A 15,990-nucleotide genomic window follows, 5' to 3' on the forward strand; every position below is an offset into this window, starting at 1 on the left:
GCCCGGCCTCTTAATCCTTTTGCGCCAGCAATAGCTTTTTCAATAGCGCCGCCAGTTGCATGCGTTCGGCTTGATCCAGCGGCTCCAGCAGTTCCGCCTCGGCTGCCAGATGGTGGCTGACCGCATCTTCTATCACCGTAAGCCCCTTGTCTGTCAGCGTGACAACTACACCACGCCTGTCGTTCGGGTCGGTGTGGCGTGTTACCAGTTCGGCCTTTTCCAGTCGGTTGATACGGTTGGTCAGCGCACCGGACGAAATCAACACCATATTCTGCAATTGCCCCGGCGACAGCTGGAATGGCGCACCCGCACGCCTGATTGCCGCCAGCACATCGAATTCGCCGACATTGATGGCGTGTAGCGCCAGATCCTGCAGCACGCGGCGGGTGATGAAATATTCCATGCGTGCAATGCGGCCGATGACTTCGGTGGACGAGGGATCAAGGTCGGGACGGACCGCACGCCACAGGGCAACGATCTGGTCTATCTGGTCGGGGGTAGAGGCGCTCATACAGGCAGACTTAGGATGGATTAACAATGTCGTAAGCTTAACATGGACGGGTTTTTTTGCCTCAGGTGAAGAATTTTGATAAAAAGATTCTTTGCTTGAAAATATATAACGATGAAAACAGCCATTCGCGGCGCGCTGCTCACCTTCAAGGATGATCCGTTTGTGCGCGACATGCAGGATTGCATGGTGTTCGAAGAAGACGCCATCGTGGTGATGGAAGACGGCAAGATTGCCGCCGTCGGCCCTGCCGTCACCCTCCTGCCTACCCTGCCCGCAGGGCTTGAAGTCACGCGCTATACCGACAGCGTGATCCTGCCGGGCTTTATCGACAGCCATGTCCACTATCCGCAGACCGAGATGATCGCCGCCTACGGCGAGCAGCTGATCGACTGGCTGAACAACTACACCTTTATCACCGAGCAGGGCTTTGCCGACAAGGCGCACGCCGCCGGGGTCGCGTCGGTGTTCCTGAAAGAACAGCACAGAAACGGCGTCACCAGTTCCTGTGTTTTCGGCACCGTGTTCCCGCAGTCGGTGGATGCGCTGTTCGAGGAGGCTGCCCGCTACGATATGCGCATCATGGCCGGCAAGGTATGCATGGACCGCAATGCGCCGCAGGCCTTGCTCGACACGCCGCAGCGTGCCTACGACGAATCGAAGGCGCTGATAGCGCGCTGGCACGGCAAGGGCCGTGCCGAGTACGTGATCACCCCGCGTTTCGCCCCGACATCCAGCCCCGAGCAGCTGGAAATGGTCGGCGCATTGGCAGCCGAATTCCCGACTACGCTGATCCAGTCACACCTGTCGGAAAACCGCGGCGAAGTCGAGTGGGTGAAGGCGCTGTTTCCCGACTGCCGCGACTACACCGACGTCTACCACCGCTTCGGCCTGCTGCGCGATCGTGCGATCTACGGCCATGGCATCCATCTGTCAGAGGCCGAGCTTGACGTCTTGTCCGGCACCGGCACCGCGATCGCGCACTGCCCGACGTCCAACTTCTTCCTTGGCTCCGGCTGCTTCAACGTCAAGCAGGCGCGGGACGCGCGCCGTCCGGTCAAGGTGGGTCTGGCGACCGACTTGGGTGCCGGCACCAGCTTTTCCATGCTGCAGACCATGAACGAAGCCTATAAGGCGGCACAGCTGAACGGTTTTGCACTCTCCGCCGGCCACGCCTTCTATCTCGCCAGCCGCGGCACCGCCGAGGCGCTGGGCCTTGCGGGCAAGATCGGCAGTATTGAAGTGGGCAAGGAAGCCGACCTCGCCGTGCTGAACCTCAAGTCGACGCCGATCATCGAGTACCGCATGAAGTACGCGCGCGATATCCATGAGGCCTTGTTCATCCAGATGACGTTGGGTGATGACCGCGCCATTGCAGCGACCTATATCGCCGGCAAGCGGGTGCATGCGCTGGGTGGCTGAGTGTTTTGAGCGCAGCAAAAAGGGGATGCCGCGGCATCCCCTTTGTCGTATCCGGCCGGCGCTTACAGGAACAGATAGCGCGCGATAAACAGGCCGGCGATCACCACGATGGGCAAGGACAGCTGCTTGCCCTGGCCGGTGGCCAGCTTGGTGATCACGTAGGTGATGGCACCGAAGGCGATGCCGTCGGCGATGGAGAAGGTGAACGCCATGGTGGTGATGCAGGCAATGGCCGGCGCGGTTTCGGTCAGCTCGTCCCACTCCAGATGGGTGAGGCTACGCAGCATCAGGATGGCGACGTACAAGAGTGCCGGTGCGGTAGCGTAACCCGGCACCATCGCCGCCAGCGGCGCGAATACCAGAGCGGCGATAAACAGGCCGGCGATGACCACGGCGGCGAGGCCGGTACGGCCGCCGGCGGCGATGCCGGTGGTCGACTCGATATAGCTGGTGGTGCTGGAGGTGCCCAAGAGCGCGCCGGCGCTGATCGCGGTCGAGTCAGCCAATAGTGCGCGCTTGAGGCGTGGCAGATGGCCATCCTTGTCGAGGAAGTTGCCGCGCTCGGCAATGGCGATCAGCGTGCCCGAGGTCTCGAATAGACTCATCAGGAAGAAGGACAGCACCACGCCCAGTACTGCCGGATGCAAGGCAGCGAGGATGTCGGCCTTGAGGAAGGTCGGTGCCAGCGAGGGCGGGGCCGAAACGATTCCGCCATACGGGGTGTAACCCAGCGCCACCGAGATCGCGGTGACGGTCAGGATGCCGATAATGATGGCGCCAGGCACGCCGCGGCGGTCGAGTACCACCATCAGCAAAAAGCCGAATGCCGCCAGCAGTACCGATGGGGTGCCCAGCGGCCCCAGTGCCAGCATGGTGTCGGGGCTAGCGACCACGATGCCGGCCTGCTGCAGCGCAATCAGCGAGATAAACAGGCCGACGCCGGCCGAGATCGAATGCTTGAGGCAGGCGGGAATGGCGTTGACGAACCACTCGCGCACCTTGAACAGGCTCACCAGAATAAACAGGATGCCGGACAGGAACACCGCGCCCAGCGCAGTCTCCCATGGCAGTCCCATGCCCTTGACCAGGCCGAAGGCGAAGAAAGCGTTGATGCCCATGCCCGGCCCCTGGCCGATCGGGTAGTTGGCGAGCAGGCCCATCAGCAGGCAGCCGATGGCTCCGGCCAGACAAGTGGCGACGAACACGGCGCCATGGTCCATGCCGGCGGCGGCGAGGATGTCCGGGTTGACGAACAGGATGGCCGACATGGTGAGGAAGGTGGTGAAACCGGCGAGGATTTCGGTGCGCACGGACGAGCCTTGCGCACGGATGTGGAATAGCTTTTCCAGCATGCGTGATTTCCGGAGAGATTAAGGTGGGCAAAACCTGAGCTACAGTCAGGCGCTAGGCGGGCAGCCGGCAGATATCCGGCACCCGCTCCGTCGGGGCGCAAGTATAGAGGGGGAATGGGGAATGGGGAATGGGGCGTTCCCCCTTCCCTGTCATGCACTTACTTCAGGCACACCACCCGTGTTCCGGCCAGCCTGTCGTGCAGGCTGCGTTTTTCCGGGTCTATACCGCGGGCGATAAAGGGTAGCGGCAACCAGACCAGGGCGAGCCAGAAAGGCGCGCTTTCTCCCAGACTGCGGCTCCAGCCTGCATAGGCCAGCGCCGGCACGCCGACAAACAGCGCCAGCGCAATCAGGTAGCGGCGCAAAGCCAGCGGCCAGTCAAGCGCCGCGCCATCGGCACGCACCAGCTTCAGACGCCAGGTTTTCATCGCCAGCGTCTGTCCGCCCTTGACCCAGCACCAGCCGTAATAGGCAAACAGCAGGCCGGCCAGCAAAAGGCGGAACAGCAACTCGGCCAGCGGGCTTGCGCCCAGCATGGCTTTGAGGGGGGTCAGCAGGGTGGCGATCGCCAGAAGTACGGCTGCGGTGAGCAATATTTCATACAGCAAGGCGGCCAGCGTGCGGCGTGCTGTGGGTAGAGCTGGGTGGGCGGGCATGCAGTATCCGGGCGCAAGAGAGAGGACGATATTCTACCTGAATGATTGTGGGGGCCGCAGGTTCAGCGTGGAGCCAGTGAGCCCGGTGTGTGCTGCTGGCGCCAGTATTGTTGTTGCGCGGGCGACATGGCCTGCAATTTGCGCCAGTTCTGTCTTGCCAGCTGGCGCTGCGCCGGCGTGAGCTCGGCCCAGCGTTTGAGCTTGCTTTGCAGGCGGGCACGCTTGGCCGGCGGCAGCGTGACGCCATCCGGTACCAAGGCCAGCATGTCCTGTTTTTTGGGGGCGGAGTAGCGGTTCCAGTCGCGCGCCAGAGGGGCAAGCAATTGGCGCTCGTGTTCGGCCAGTTCGTTCCAGTCGGGCGAGGCGGGCGTGCCTGCGCTAGCTTGCAGGGCATACAGGCAGATACACAGTAGCAGTCGTCTAGTCATGGCTTTGTTCCAGAGCCGGGTCGAGCAGGGTGTCCAGCGGCCAGCTATCGGCTAGCAAGGCGGTGTCATCCATAGTGTCTGTCCGCGTTTGCCATGGCAGTTGCGGCAGGCTGGCGCTGATCAGGACTGCCAGCAGCAAGGTAAATGTCGCGCGGCGCAAGGGGTGCAGATTGAGCGCCAGCCATGGGCGCAGGCGGGCAAACCGGCGCGAGGCATGGTGTTCGGCGGCATCCAGTGCCGCCAGACACGGATCTGGTAGCTGAACCTCATCCTTGGGCAGGGCGGCCGTCAATACGGCGCAGATGGCGGCATCCAGACTGGCGTAGCCAGCAGGCAGGCTCAGTCCCTTCAGTGAGAGCAGGGTATGCAGGGCATGGCGGCCATTGTGCTCATGCCGGGCAAGGGTGCGGGACGAAAGTGCCATGCTTTGTGCCGCTTGTTGCGGGCTGAACCCCAGCCAGTGGCGCAATAGATAGGCTTGCCGGTCTGCGTCCGGCAATAAGGCCAGCGCGGCATGGATGAGGGCAGGTGCTTCGCTGCTGGCCGGCCAGTGTGACTCCGGCGCTGGCGTGGCCAGCATTTCCAGCAGGATGGGTGCATCCGCATCCAGTCGTGCGGCTTGGCGCCATAGGCGGGCAGGGCGGCGGCAGGCTTGTGTCAGCGTGCGCTGGAATAGCAGTGCTAGCAGCTCCGGCCTTGCCGCACCATGACGGGTGATGGTGAGCAGCATGGCGCGCGTCAGCACCTGTTGCGCCGCCTGCCTGTCCGGCAGCACCAGCATGGCTTGATACAGGGCTTTGGGCATGGCCGAAACCAGAAAACCGGACAGTTGCTTGCGGGTAGCCATCAATAGTATGGAATAGGGGTAAGACGCTATCTTAACAAAGCGCAGTCCATCAGGGTATGAATGCAGCAAAGGCCGGTTTTTCCAGCGTGCCCATGCCTTGTGCGGCTGCACAAAAGCGCTTGACCGTGTTTTGGCAGATACGCTATGGTCATTAACTGCAACGGGACGCAATAGAGATAAGTAGAGGCCAAGATGCAAATATCGGGCGCGGAAATACTGGTCCGCAGCCTGCAGGAAGAAGGTGCCGAGTATATTTTCGGTTACCCCGGCGGCGCGGTTCTAGAAATATACGATGCCATCTTCAGGCAGAACCAGTTCAAGCATGTACTGGTGCGGCATGAGCAGGCAGCCATCCATGCGGCGGACGCATATTCGCGTTCCAGCGACAAGGTCGGCATTGCGCTGGTGACTTCGGGTCCCGGCGCGACCAATGCCGTGACCGGTATTGCGACCGCTTATATGGATTCGATTCCGCTGGTGGTGATTTCCGGCCAGGTCGCGACGCCGGCCATCGGTATGGATGCTTTCCAGGAAGTCGACATGGTGGGCATCACCCGCCCGTGCGTGAAGCACAACTTCCTGGTCAAGGACATCAAGGATCTGGCAGAGACGATCAAGAAGGCGTTTTATATCGCCAAGACCGGCCGCCCAGGTCCGGTGGTGGTGGATATCCCCAAGGATGTGACTCAGGCGCTCGCCGAATTCGCCTATCCGGACAGTGTGCATATCCGCTCCTATCTGCCGGTGACGCGCGGCCACCCCGGCCAGATCAAGAAGGCCGTCGGCCTGTTGATGGGCGCCAAGCGCCCTTATATCTATGTGGGCGGGGGGGCGGTGCAAGGCGGCGCGGCAGCAGAAGTGACCGAGCTTGTGCGTTCGCTGGGCCTGCCATGCACCAATACCCTGATGGGGCTGGGTGCCTATCCGGGCTCGGATCCGCAATTTCTCGGCATGCTGGGCATGCACGGCACCTACGAAGCCAATATGGCGATGCAGAACTGCGACGTGCTGATTGCCATCGGTGCGCGCTTTGATGATCGCGTGATCAGCGTGCCCGAGCATTTCCTGTCATCCCCGAAAAAGATCGTGCATATCGACGTCGACCCAAGCTCGATCGCCAAGCGGGTCAAGGTGGATGTGCCTATCGTCGGTGACGTCAAGCATGTGCTCAAAGAGATGCTGGAGCTGATCCGCGCCTCCGGCGAGCGTCCGGATGCCGCTGCGCTTGCCGACTGGTGGCAGCAGATCGAGGCCTGGCGTTCTCGCGACTGCCTGCTGTACAAGCCGTCCAGCGAATTCATCAAGCCGCAGTCCGTGGTGCAGGCGCTCTATGAGATTACCGGCGGTAATGCCATCGTGACCTCCGATGTGGGCCAGCACCAGATGTGGGCGGCGCAGTACTACAAATTCGATAGGCCCAAGCAGTGGCTGAACTCGGGTGGTCTTGGCACCATGGGCTTCGGCTTGCCGGCCGCCATGGGTGCGCAACTGGCTAATCCGGATGCCACCGTCGCCTGTATTACCGGCGAAGGCTCGATCCAGATGAATATTCAGGAACTGTCGACCTGCAAGCAGTACCACACGCCGGTCAAGGTGATCTCGCTCAATAACCGTTATCTGGGCATGGTGCGCCAGTGGCAGGAGTTCTTCTACGGCACGCGTTATTCCGAGTCGTATATGGATGCGCTGCCCGACTTCGTGAAGATTGCCGAAGCCTATGGCCACGTCGGCATGAAGATCGAGAGCCCGGCCGATGTCGAGCCGGCGCTGCGCGAGGCGTTCAGCGCCAAGCTCAAAGAGCGGCTGGTGTTCATGGATTTCCGTACTGACCAGTCGGAAAACGTGTTCCCGATGATACGCAACGGCAAGGGTCTGGATCAGATGGATCTGCCGCCGCATATGCGCGAAGACGATGCGCCGCCGGCCAATCGTGACTACGGCAACCTGTGCTGAGCGGAGAGATCACTATGAAACACATTCTTTCCATTTTGCTGGAAAACGAAGCCGGTGCCTTGTCCCGTGTAGTGGGGCTGTTTTCGGCACGCGGTTACAACATTGATTCGTTGACGGTATCGACCACCGAAGACCCGACGCTGTCGCGCATGACCATTGTGACGCATGGGTCCGACGACGTGATCGAACAGATTACCAAGCAGCTCAACAAGCTGATCGAGGTAGTCAAGGTGATCGACCTGAACGAGTCCGAACACATCGAGCGCGAGCTGATGCTGATCAAGGTGCGCGCTACCGGCAAGGAGCGCGAGGAGATGAAGCGGATGGCGGATATTTTCCGTGGCCGCATTATCGACGTCACCGAAAAGACTTACACCATAGAACTGACCGGAACCACGGAAAAGCTCGGTGCCTTTATCGAGGCCATAGACCGTGCAGTGATTCTGGAAACGGTCAGAACCGGTGCCTCCGGCATCGGTCGTGGTGAACGCATTCTGAAGATTTAACGGAGTCCGGCAAGAAGCGCCGGGGGATTGTTACCGGTGCTGCGGCTTCTCCATCCATAACATAACGACACAAGGAAAAACAAAATGAAGGTTTATTACGATAAAGACGCCGACCTCTCCATCATCAAAGACAAGCGCGTTGCCATCATCGGTTACGGCTCGCAGGGTCATGCTCATGCACAGAACCTGAAGGAGTCCGGTGTCGAGGTGGTGGTGGGTCTGCGCAAGGATGGCGCATCGTGGGCCAAGGCCGAAGCGGCCGGTCACAAGGTAAAAGAAGTCGCTGAAGCGGTGAAAAAGGCCGACGTGGTGATGATCCTGCTGCCGGACGAGAGCCAGCCTGACGTCTACGCCAAGGATATCGCCCCTAATCTGAAAAAAGGCGCGGCACTGGCCTTCGCTCACGGTTTCAACATCCATTACAACCAGATCGTACCGGCTGCCGATATCGACGTGATCATGGTTGCCCCTAAAGGCCCTGGCCACACCGTGCGTTCCGAGTATGTGAAGGGTGGCGGCGTACCGACCCTGATCGCCGTATATCAGGACAACTCCGGCAAGGCGCGCGACATCGCCCTGTCCTACGCTGCAGCCAATGGCGGCACTAAGGGCGGCGTGATCGAGACCAACTTCCGCGAAGAGACCGAAACCGACCTGTTCGGCGAACAGGCCGTGCTGTGCGGTGGTGCGGTCGAGCTGGTGAAAGCCGGTTTCGAGACGCTGACCGAAGCCGGTTACGCCCCGGAAATGGCCTACTTCGAGTGCCTGCATGAGCTGAAGCTGATCGTTGACCTGATGTACGAAGGCGGCATCGCCAATATGAACTACTCGATCTCGAACAACGCCGAGTACGGCGAGTACGTGACCGGGCCGGAAGTGGTGACCTCCGCCACCAAGGAAGCGATGAAGAAGGCGCTGTACCGCATCCAGTCGGGCGAATACGCCAAGATGTTCATCCTCGAAGGCAAGACCAACTACCCATCGATGACCGCCCGTCGCCGTCTGAACGCCGATCATCCGATTGAAAAAGTGGGTGCCGAACTGCGCGCGATGATGCCGTGGATCGCCAAGAACAAGCTGGTTGACCAGTCCAAGAACTAAGCCTGTTTGGTGCATGAAAAAAGCCGGGATGTTGTCCCGGCTTTTTGATTGATGACAGATCCTGCTTGCAGTGCAAGCAGGATCTGTATTGAAAACAGGAAGGCTGCCGGTTCAAATACTTAAGTGGAGCGGCCCGGCTACGCCGGGTCCGGAATCTTCTTTTGAAGATGACTTTGCCAGCAGTCTGGAAGCCGGGATGTTTTCCCGGCTTTTTTGCGTCTGGCGGCAGGCTTAATCCGCCATCGCCTCGCCCATGCGCACCGCCTTGGCCGGCGCCCATTCGGGTTTGAACGCACACTGGCCTTCAGGGAATAGCAGCACCACGGTCGATCCCAGCAGGAAGCGGCCCATTTCCTCGCCTTTTTTCAGGCGGATATCCTGATCCCGGTAGTCCCAGTGGCGCACGTCCTTGCTGCGTGGCGGATTGACCACGCCATGCCATACGGTGGCCATGCTGCCGACGATGGTGGCACCGACCAGTACCAGTACGAATTCGCCTTCGGGGCCGTCGAATACGCATACCACACGCTCGTTGCGGGCGAACAGCGCATCGACGCCGCGGGCGGTGGCCGGGTTGACCGAGAACAACTCGCCCGGCACATAGCTCATGGACAGCAGACGGCCATCGCACGGCATATGGATGCGGTGGTAGTCGCGCGGGCTCAGATAGATGGTGGCGAACTGGCCATGCTCGAAGCGCCTGGCCAGTGTGGTGTCGCCGGCGAGCAAGGCGGTGGCGCTGTAAGACTTGCCCTTGGCCTGGAAGATCTGGCCGGATTCGATGCGGCCAAACTGGCTGATTGCGCCATCAACCGGACAGATGAGTGTGCTATCGGCCAGCGGGCGTACACCGGGCTTGAGCGCACGGGTAAAGAATTCGTTAAAGCTTGGATAGGCGGCAGGGTCCGGCTGTGCCGCCTCGGCCATATTGACCTGATAGCGAGTGATAAAGTCGCGGATCAGCTTCTGGGTCAGGCTGCCTGCTTGGCTTCTGGCAATAAAACCGGACAGGCGGGTGATGGCCAGCTTGGGTAGTACATGCTGCAGCAGCACGAATAGGCGCTCGGACAAGGGCAATCCCCGAAAGTCAAAAGGAATGAATTATATCCTATCTGCTTGTCCGGGGTGCCTGGCATGGCTTTCCGGACAGTTCGCTTGCATAAAAAAGACACAAAATCGGACTAAATGTCTAAGGCTGCGTATTAGACACGATTTTTCGCGATAATTTAAAATTCTTTGGCATATTGTTTGACGTTGTGTCTTTTTTTTTCTAATCTATGACAAACAGTCAGCAGGAGAGCGCAATGCAGTTGGACATCGAACGATTGATCGCCGATTTTGGCGGTCCCGGAGTTATCGCCGAGGCCTTGAGTCTGGCTTTTCCGGATGAACCGGTGTCGCGGGCCGCAATCTATAAGTGGCGCGAGCGGGGCAGTTTGCCGCTGGCGCAACTGAACAAGCTGGCGCAACTGGCAGCAAGCCAGGGCAGGAGATTTGACTACAGCGACTATCTGGTCGGCGTGAGGCTGACTGGCGGACAGAGGAGAGCATTCGATATGGGCGACCGTTTGATCGTTTTTGATACCACCTTGCGTGATGGCGAGCAGTCGCCGGGTGCATCCATGACCCGCGAAGAAAAGCTGCGCATTGCACGCCAGCTCGAGCGTCTGGGCGTCGATGTCATCGAGGCCGGCTTTGCAGCGGCCAGTGCAGGGGATGCCGAATCCATCCGCAGCATCGCCGAAGCCATTCGCGAGTCGACCGTGTGCTCGCTGGCGCGTGCCAACGAGCGCGACATCCGCGCAGCCGGCGAGGCGATTGCCCCGGCCGCGCGTGGCCGCATCCACACTTTTATCGCCACCAGCCCCATCCATATGGAAAAGAAGCTGCGCATGCAGCCGGATGAGGTGATCGAGGCGGCGGTGAAGGCAGTGAAGCTGGCACGCGAATATACCGATGACGTCGAATTCTCGGCCGAAGATGCGCTGCGCTCCGATCCGACTTTTCTTGCACACATCTTCGGCGAGGTCATTGCGGCGGGTGCGTCCACCATCAATGTGCCCGATACCGTGGGCTATGCCGTACCGCGCGTGACCGAAGCATTTTTCCGCGATCTGATCGGTGCCACGGTCGGTGGCCAGCGTGTCGTATGGTCGGCACATTGCCACAACGATCTGGGCATGGCCGTGGCCAACAGCCTGGCAGCGGTGCTGGGTGGGGCGCGTCAGGTCGAGTGCACCATCAATGGTCTGGGCGAGCGCGCCGGCAATGCCGCGCTGGAAGAAATCGTCATGGCGGTCAAGACGCGGCGTGATGTCTTTAATCTGGAGACCCGTATCGATACCAGCCAGATCGTGCCGGCCTCGCGCCTGGTGTCGACCATCACCGGCTATCCGGTGCAGCCGAACAAGGCCATTGTCGGTGCCAATGCCTTCGCTCACGAGTCCGGCATCCATCAGGATGGCGTGCTCAAGCATCGTGAAACCTATGAAATCATGTCGGCCGAGTCGGTCGGCTGGAGCGCCAACCGCCTGACGCTGGGCAAGTTGTCCGGACGCAATGCCTTCAAGACCAAGCTGGCGGCGCTGGGCATCATTATCGATAGCGAAGAAGCGCTGAATGCCGCCTTCACCCGCTTTAAGGAACTGGCCGACAAAAAGCGCGAGATTTTCGACGAAGACCTGCATGCACTGGTATCGGATGAGCTGGTTGCCATCGAGCAGGAAGACTACAAATTCGTTTCGCTGAAAGTGGCGACCGAAACCGGCGAGCCGCCGCTGGCATCCATCGTGTTTGCCCAGCATGGCGCCGAGCAGCGTGCCGAGTCCAGTGGTTCCGGCCCGGTCGATGCCGCCTTCAAGGCGATCGAGAGCGTGGTGAACAGCGGGGCGGAGCTTGAGCTGTATTCGGTCAATGCCATCACCAAGGGTACCGAGTCGCAGGGCGAAGTGACTGTGCGTCTGGAGAAGGAAGGGCGCATCGTCAATGGCCAGGGCGCAGATACCGACATTATCGTTGCCAGCGCCAAAGCCTATCTGTCGGCACTGAACAAGCTGTCGCACAAGGACGAGCGTCTGAAGGCACAAGGAGACGTTTGACCCTGCTCATTTTTTAATCCGGTACGCCGTTGCCAGGCACCGTGTGGTTCCAGACCATTTCCGTCCCGTTGCAAGTTCGGATAACACGGTGTTTAGCGCGGCAAACCACAAGGTTTCATTACACCCTTTTGATTGAAACCCCAGGCCCACAAGGCCGCCCTACAAGCACACCGGCTCATAAGGCGCGGACGCAAGACAAGCCGACCCAGGAGGTCGGCTTCGTCGCGTCGGCAACATCATCGGGCTGAATATCATGTGCATATGCCTGTTTGCTTTTAATGGAACTGCCATGAGAAGGCGCAGGGGTGTTAGAATGGCGCGCATTTTCATGCACCCGCCTCCTCCACACCATGCAGCTACTCAAAGATAAAATCCTCAGCGATGGCCGTCTGCTCGACGGTTATGTACTCAAGGTCGACAATTTCCTTAATCACCAGCTGGATGTGGCTTTGCTGGATGCGATGGGCGCCGAGTTTGCCCGCCGCTTTGCCGGGGTTAAGATTGACAAGATCCTGACGGTTGAAGCCTCTGGGATTGCGGTCGCAGTGATGGCCGCACGTCATTTCGGCAATGTGCCGGTGGTGTTTGCCAAAAAGACCGAGAGCCTGACGCTGGATCAGGATGCCTACGAGAGTGATGTCTACTCGTTTACCAAGCAGAAGACTTATCGCGTGCGTGTCTCGCGTCGTTATCTCGTGCCGGGCGAGAAAGTGCTGGTGCTGGATGATTTTCTGGCCAACGGGCATGCCGCCTGCGGTCTGATCGATATCGTGCGTCAGGCTCAGGGCGAGGTGGTTGGCGTAGGCATCGTGATCGAGAAGGGCTTCCAGAGCGGGCGCAAACTGATCGAAGAAGCGGGCGTGTCGCGGGTCGAGTCGCTGGCTATTTTGAGCAGCATTGCGGATGGCAAGATCGCATTTGCCTGAGTCTCTTTCTGTGCGCTTGAGATGGGCCTGTCGCTGCTGCGGCAGGCCCATTTTACTTTTTCCTGTGTTTTTGATGCGTAAAGCATTACTTGTCTGCGCTAAATCAAAAAAAAATCCGGCTATTACCATAGGATGGCGAGCAATTCGCTTATTGGATGCGAGCGGTTTCTATTTGTGATGAAGGAAAGTCAATAATGATAGGGCTAGAATTAGCAATCGTGCTGGGTGCCATCTTTCTGGGCGCCAGGCTGGGTGGGATAGGCATCGGTTTTGCCGGTGGGCTGGGGGTGGTGGCCCTGGCCGTGCTGGGCGTTGCGCCGGGGAACATCCCGTGGGATGTGATCCTGATCATTATGTCGGTGATTGCCGCCATTGCGGCCATGCAGGTCGCCGGCGGGATGGATTATCTGGTGGGACAGGCGGAAAAGCTGCTGCGCAAGCATCCGAAGTACATCACCTATCTTGCGCCTATGGTGACCTACTTTATGACGCTGATGGCCGGTACCGGCCATACCGCCTTTTCCACCTTGCCGGTGATTGCCGAAGTGGCGAAAGAGCAGGGCATACGGCCGTCGCGCCCATTGTCCATTTCGGTGGTGTCCTCGCAGATTGCGATTACTGCCTCACCCATTTCGGCGGCGGTGATATTTGTCTCCGGCATTCTCGAGCCGCTGGGCGTGGGGTATTTGCAGTTGCTGGCGATCACGATACCGACTTCGCTGGCCGCCGTGTTGCTGACCTCGGTGGTGGCCAATCGTCTGGGTTGCGAACTCAAGGATGACCCGGTCTATCAGGAGCGTCTGGCCAAGGGGCAGGTGACGATACGCGGCGAGCAGAAGCTGGAAATCCTGCCGCACGCCAAGTTGTCGGTCGGCCTGTTTCTGATCGCCATTGTTGCGGTGATGCTGTATGCAACGGCTATTTCGCCGACCGTGGGCCTGATCGAAAAACCGGTGATGCCGCGTAACGATGCGATTATGGCGATCATGTTGTCGGCTGCAACCGTAATTACCCTGCTGTGCAAGGTTGATACCGGCAAGGTGCTCAATGCGGCAACCTTCAAGTCCGGGATGTCGGCCTGTGTCTGCGTGATGGGTGTGGCCTGGTTGGGTGACACTTTTGTTGCTGCTCATATCGACGGCATCAAGGAAACCGCCAGTACCTTGCTCGACCGCTACCCGTGGATGCTGGCTGTGGTGCTGTTCTTTGCATCCATGCTGCTTTATTCGCAAGCCGCCACCGCCAAGGCCTTGCTGCCTGCCGCCCTGTTGCTGGGCGTAAGCCCGCTGACGGTGATTGCCTCGTTCGCGGCGGTGTCGGCGCTGTTTGTGCTGCCGACTTACCCTACGCTTCTGGCGGCGGTGGAAATGGATGAAACCGGCTCGACCCGTATCGGCAAGGCCGTATTCAACCATCCGTTTATTATTCCGGGTGTGCTGGCTATCGGCTTGTCGGTATTGTTCGGCTTTTTGCTGGGTGGACTGGTGCTGTAAGCGACGGCCCCGCAAACAAAAAGGCACCGATGCGGTGCCTTTTTTGCGTCTATGGCCGGCGCTCAGGGCATATTGGCGGTAAACACGCGGTTGCCGCCGACGGTACCGATGAAGGGTGCACCGGCATTTTCGGCCGAGGGAATGACGCCGCTCATGGTGGCGGCTTTACCGCTGGCGGTGGTGCCCTGACAAACCAGCGTATTGGTATTGCCTGCGTTCTCGCAAGCCAGCGGGCCGGCCAGCGGGTGACCTGCATTGGCAAACCATTGCGCGCCGTAGGCGGCGACATTATTGCGCACGGTCGGCGCCATCATGGTCTGGCAGGCGGAGAGCAGCAGGGTCACCAGCAGCAGGCTGGTCAGGCGGGAGGTTTTTTTCATTTTGTACTCCATGGCAGGATGAATGGGCCACCCCTGGACGGAGCGGCTACCGTTTCATTTTATGTTAAGCGCAATGCAGCATCGGTAATTCTTGCACACACCGGATTCTGTCCTAGCATCAGTGAATCAACCGTCATTTTAAAGGTTGTGTTTGCATCCATTAGGCCTGACTGGGCCGGGGTTTATGCTGAGGGGACATCATGCTGCCATTGCGCCTAGCCTTGATCGTGTCTGCGCTGTCGCCGGGCGTGGTGCTGGCGGCCGAGCTGAACTTGCAGCCGCCGGTGACCAGCGTGGCGCGCAGTATTTACGATCTGCATACGCTGCTGCTGTATATCACGGTTGCCATCGTCGTCATCGTCTTTAGCGTGATGTTTTACGCCATCATCCGCCACCGCAAGTCAGCGGGGCGCAGTGCCAAGCAATTCCACGAAAACACCACGGTCGAGATTATCTGGACCGCCATTCCGTTGCTGATTCTGGTCGGTATGGCATGGCCGGCCACGCAAGCCATTCTGGCGCAAAAAAGCACGCGCGGCGAAGACATGACGGTCAAGGTAACCGGCTATCAGTGGAAATGGCAGTACGACTATCTGGATGATGGCGTGGCTTTTATGAGCCATCTGACTACGCCGCGCGACGGTACGCTCAAGACCGCCGGCGGGCCGTATTTGCTGGAAGTCGACGAGCCCCTGGTGGTGCCGACCGGCAAGAAGGTCAGGCTGCTGCTGACCGCCAATGATGTGATCCACTCATGGTGGGTGCCGGCACTGGGGGTGAAGCAGGATGCGATTCCGGGCTATGTGCGCGATACCTGGTTCAAGGTAGACAAGCCTGGCGTTTATCGCGGCCAGTGTGCCGAGCTATGCGGCAAGGACCATGGCTTCATGCCTATTGTGGTCGATGCGCGCAGCCCGGAAGACTATCAGCAGTGGCTGGCGGCGAAAAAAGTAGCGGCCGCGGCCAAGGCGGAAGATCCGAACAAGGTCTGGACCTTGCCGGAGCTGATGGCGCGCGGCGAGAAGGTCTACCTGCAAAATTGCGTTGCCTGCCATATGGCCAATGGTGCTGGTGTGCCCGGTACCTTCCCGGCACTGGCCGGCTCCAAGATCGCCACCACCGACAAGCCCGGCCATATCGATATGGTGCTGAACGGCAGCAAGAAAAATGCGGCGATGGCAGCCTGGGGCAAGCAGTTGTCCGATACCGAGATCGCGGCGGTCATCAGCTACGAGCGCAATGCCTGGGGGAATAATACCGGCGATGCGGTTCAGCCCAAAGATATCAAGGCCGCGCGCGGCGGCAAGGTTTAAGGAGGCA

At 59.6% G+C, this 15,990-nt stretch carries 15 protein-coding genes; 8 read left to right on the forward strand and 7 right to left on the reverse strand.

Going from position 1 to position 15,990, the window contains the following annotated elements; genetic code table 11:
• Nucleotides 1-10 precede the first annotated feature (10 nt).
• A complete protein-coding gene (locus GQF02_RS03605; RefSeq protein ID WP_160794899.1) occupies nucleotides 11-511 on the reverse strand; it encodes a MarR family winged helix-turn-helix transcriptional regulator in 501 nt (166 codons plus the stop codon).
• Between the two features lie 111 nt (nucleotides 512-622).
• Between GQF02_RS03605 and guaD the strand changes: the two genes are divergently transcribed.
• Nucleotides 623-1,930: a guanine deaminase gene (gene guaD, locus GQF02_RS03610; RefSeq protein WP_160794901.1), complete on the forward strand. Its 1,308-nt coding sequence runs from the start codon at nucleotides 623-625 to the stop codon at nucleotides 1,928-1,930.
• 62 nt (nucleotides 1,931-1,992) lie between these two features.
• Here the strand turns inward: guaD and GQF02_RS03615 are convergent, their stop codons facing one another.
• The 4 genes from GQF02_RS03615 to GQF02_RS03630 all read right to left on the reverse strand — a co-directional run bounded on the left by GQF02_RS03615 (nucleotide 1,993) and on the right by GQF02_RS03630 (nucleotide 5,213).
• Nucleotides 1,993-3,282 carry an NCS2 family permease gene (locus GQF02_RS03615; protein WP_160794903.1) on the reverse strand — a complete coding sequence of 430 codons (1,290 nt, stop codon included), beginning with the start codon at nucleotides 3,280-3,282 and terminating at the stop codon, nucleotides 1,993-1,995.
• Between the two features lie 158 nt (nucleotides 3,283-3,440).
• Nucleotides 3,441-3,938: an RDD family protein gene (locus GQF02_RS03620; protein ID WP_160794905.1), complete on the reverse strand. Its 498-nt coding sequence runs from the start codon at nucleotides 3,936-3,938 to the stop codon at nucleotides 3,441-3,443.
• Between the two features lie 62 nt (nucleotides 3,939-4,000).
• Nucleotides 4,001-4,366 (reverse strand): DUF3106 domain-containing protein, encoded by a 366-nt coding sequence (locus GQF02_RS03625; RefSeq protein WP_160794907.1) that lies wholly within the window; start codon nucleotides 4,364-4,366, stop codon nucleotides 4,001-4,003.
• Nucleotides 4,359-5,213, reverse strand: coding sequence for a sigma factor-like helix-turn-helix DNA-binding protein (locus GQF02_RS03630; protein ID WP_160794909.1), 855 nt, complete (start codon nucleotides 5,211-5,213; stop codon nucleotides 4,359-4,361). Before GQF02_RS03630 ends, GQF02_RS03625 begins: the two co-directional genes overlap by 8 nt.
• Nucleotides 5,214-5,405: 192 nt before the next feature.
• On the opposite strand from GQF02_RS03630, the gene ilvB reads away from it, so the two are divergent.
• From ilvB to ilvC, 3 genes are all read left to right on the forward strand, one after another.
• Nucleotides 5,406-7,166, forward strand: a complete 1,761-nt coding sequence (ilvB, locus tag GQF02_RS03635) for a biosynthetic-type acetolactate synthase large subunit (protein WP_160794911.1) — start codon at nucleotides 5,406-5,408, stop codon at nucleotides 7,164-7,166.
• A gap of 14 nt (nucleotides 7,167-7,180) precedes the next feature.
• Nucleotides 7,181-7,672, forward strand: a complete 492-nt coding sequence (gene ilvN / locus GQF02_RS03640; protein WP_124735081.1) for an acetolactate synthase small subunit — start codon at nucleotides 7,181-7,183, stop codon at nucleotides 7,670-7,672.
• Nucleotides 7,673-7,756: 84 nt separating this feature from the next.
• Nucleotides 7,757-8,773, forward strand: a complete 1,017-nt coding sequence (gene ilvC / locus GQF02_RS03645; protein ID WP_124735082.1) for a ketol-acid reductoisomerase — start codon at nucleotides 7,757-7,759, stop codon at nucleotides 8,771-8,773.
• 231 nt (nucleotides 8,774-9,004) lie between these two features.
• On the opposite strand, the gene asd is transcribed toward ilvC, so the two are convergent.
• Entirely contained in the window at nucleotides 9,005-9,844 is an 840-nt protein-coding gene (asd, locus tag GQF02_RS03650) for an archaetidylserine decarboxylase (RefSeq protein ID WP_160794913.1), read from the reverse strand.
• A gap of 233 nt (nucleotides 9,845-10,077) precedes the next feature.
• On the opposite strand from asd, the gene GQF02_RS03655 reads away from it, so the two are divergent.
• The 3 genes from GQF02_RS03655 to GQF02_RS03665 all read left to right on the forward strand — a co-directional run bounded on the left by GQF02_RS03655 (nucleotide 10,078) and on the right by GQF02_RS03665 (nucleotide 14,290).
• Nucleotides 10,078-11,871: a 2-isopropylmalate synthase gene (locus GQF02_RS03655; RefSeq protein ID WP_124735084.1), complete on the forward strand. Its 1,794-nt coding sequence runs from the start codon at nucleotides 10,078-10,080 to the stop codon at nucleotides 11,869-11,871.
• A 350-nt stretch (nucleotides 11,872-12,221) separates the two neighbouring features.
• On the forward strand, nucleotides 12,222-12,797 hold the full coding sequence (locus GQF02_RS03660) for a xanthine phosphoribosyltransferase (protein WP_124735085.1): 576 nt from the start codon (nucleotides 12,222-12,224) through the stop codon (nucleotides 12,795-12,797).
• Nucleotides 12,798-12,991: 194 nt separating this feature from the next.
• A complete protein-coding gene (locus tag GQF02_RS03665; RefSeq protein ID WP_160794915.1) occupies nucleotides 12,992-14,290 on the forward strand; it encodes an anaerobic C4-dicarboxylate transporter in 1,299 nt (432 codons plus the stop codon).
• A 62-nt stretch (nucleotides 14,291-14,352) separates the two neighbouring features.
• Here the strand turns inward: GQF02_RS03665 and GQF02_RS03670 are convergent, their stop codons facing one another.
• On the reverse strand, nucleotides 14,353-14,670 hold the full coding sequence (locus GQF02_RS03670; protein WP_124735087.1) for a hypothetical protein: 318 nt from the start codon (nucleotides 14,668-14,670) through the stop codon (nucleotides 14,353-14,355).
• A gap of 200 nt (nucleotides 14,671-14,870) precedes the next feature.
• On the opposite strand from GQF02_RS03670, the gene coxB reads away from it, so the two are divergent.
• Entirely contained in the window at nucleotides 14,871-15,983 is a 1,113-nt protein-coding gene (gene coxB, locus GQF02_RS03675; RefSeq protein ID WP_160794917.1) for a cytochrome c oxidase subunit II, read from the forward strand.
• Nucleotides 15,984-15,990: the final 7 nt, after the last annotated feature.

Source organism: Craterilacuibacter sinensis, from assembly GCF_009831765.1.
GTDB lineage: Bacteria > Pseudomonadota > Gammaproteobacteria > Burkholderiales > Chromobacteriaceae > Craterilacuibacter > Craterilacuibacter sinensis.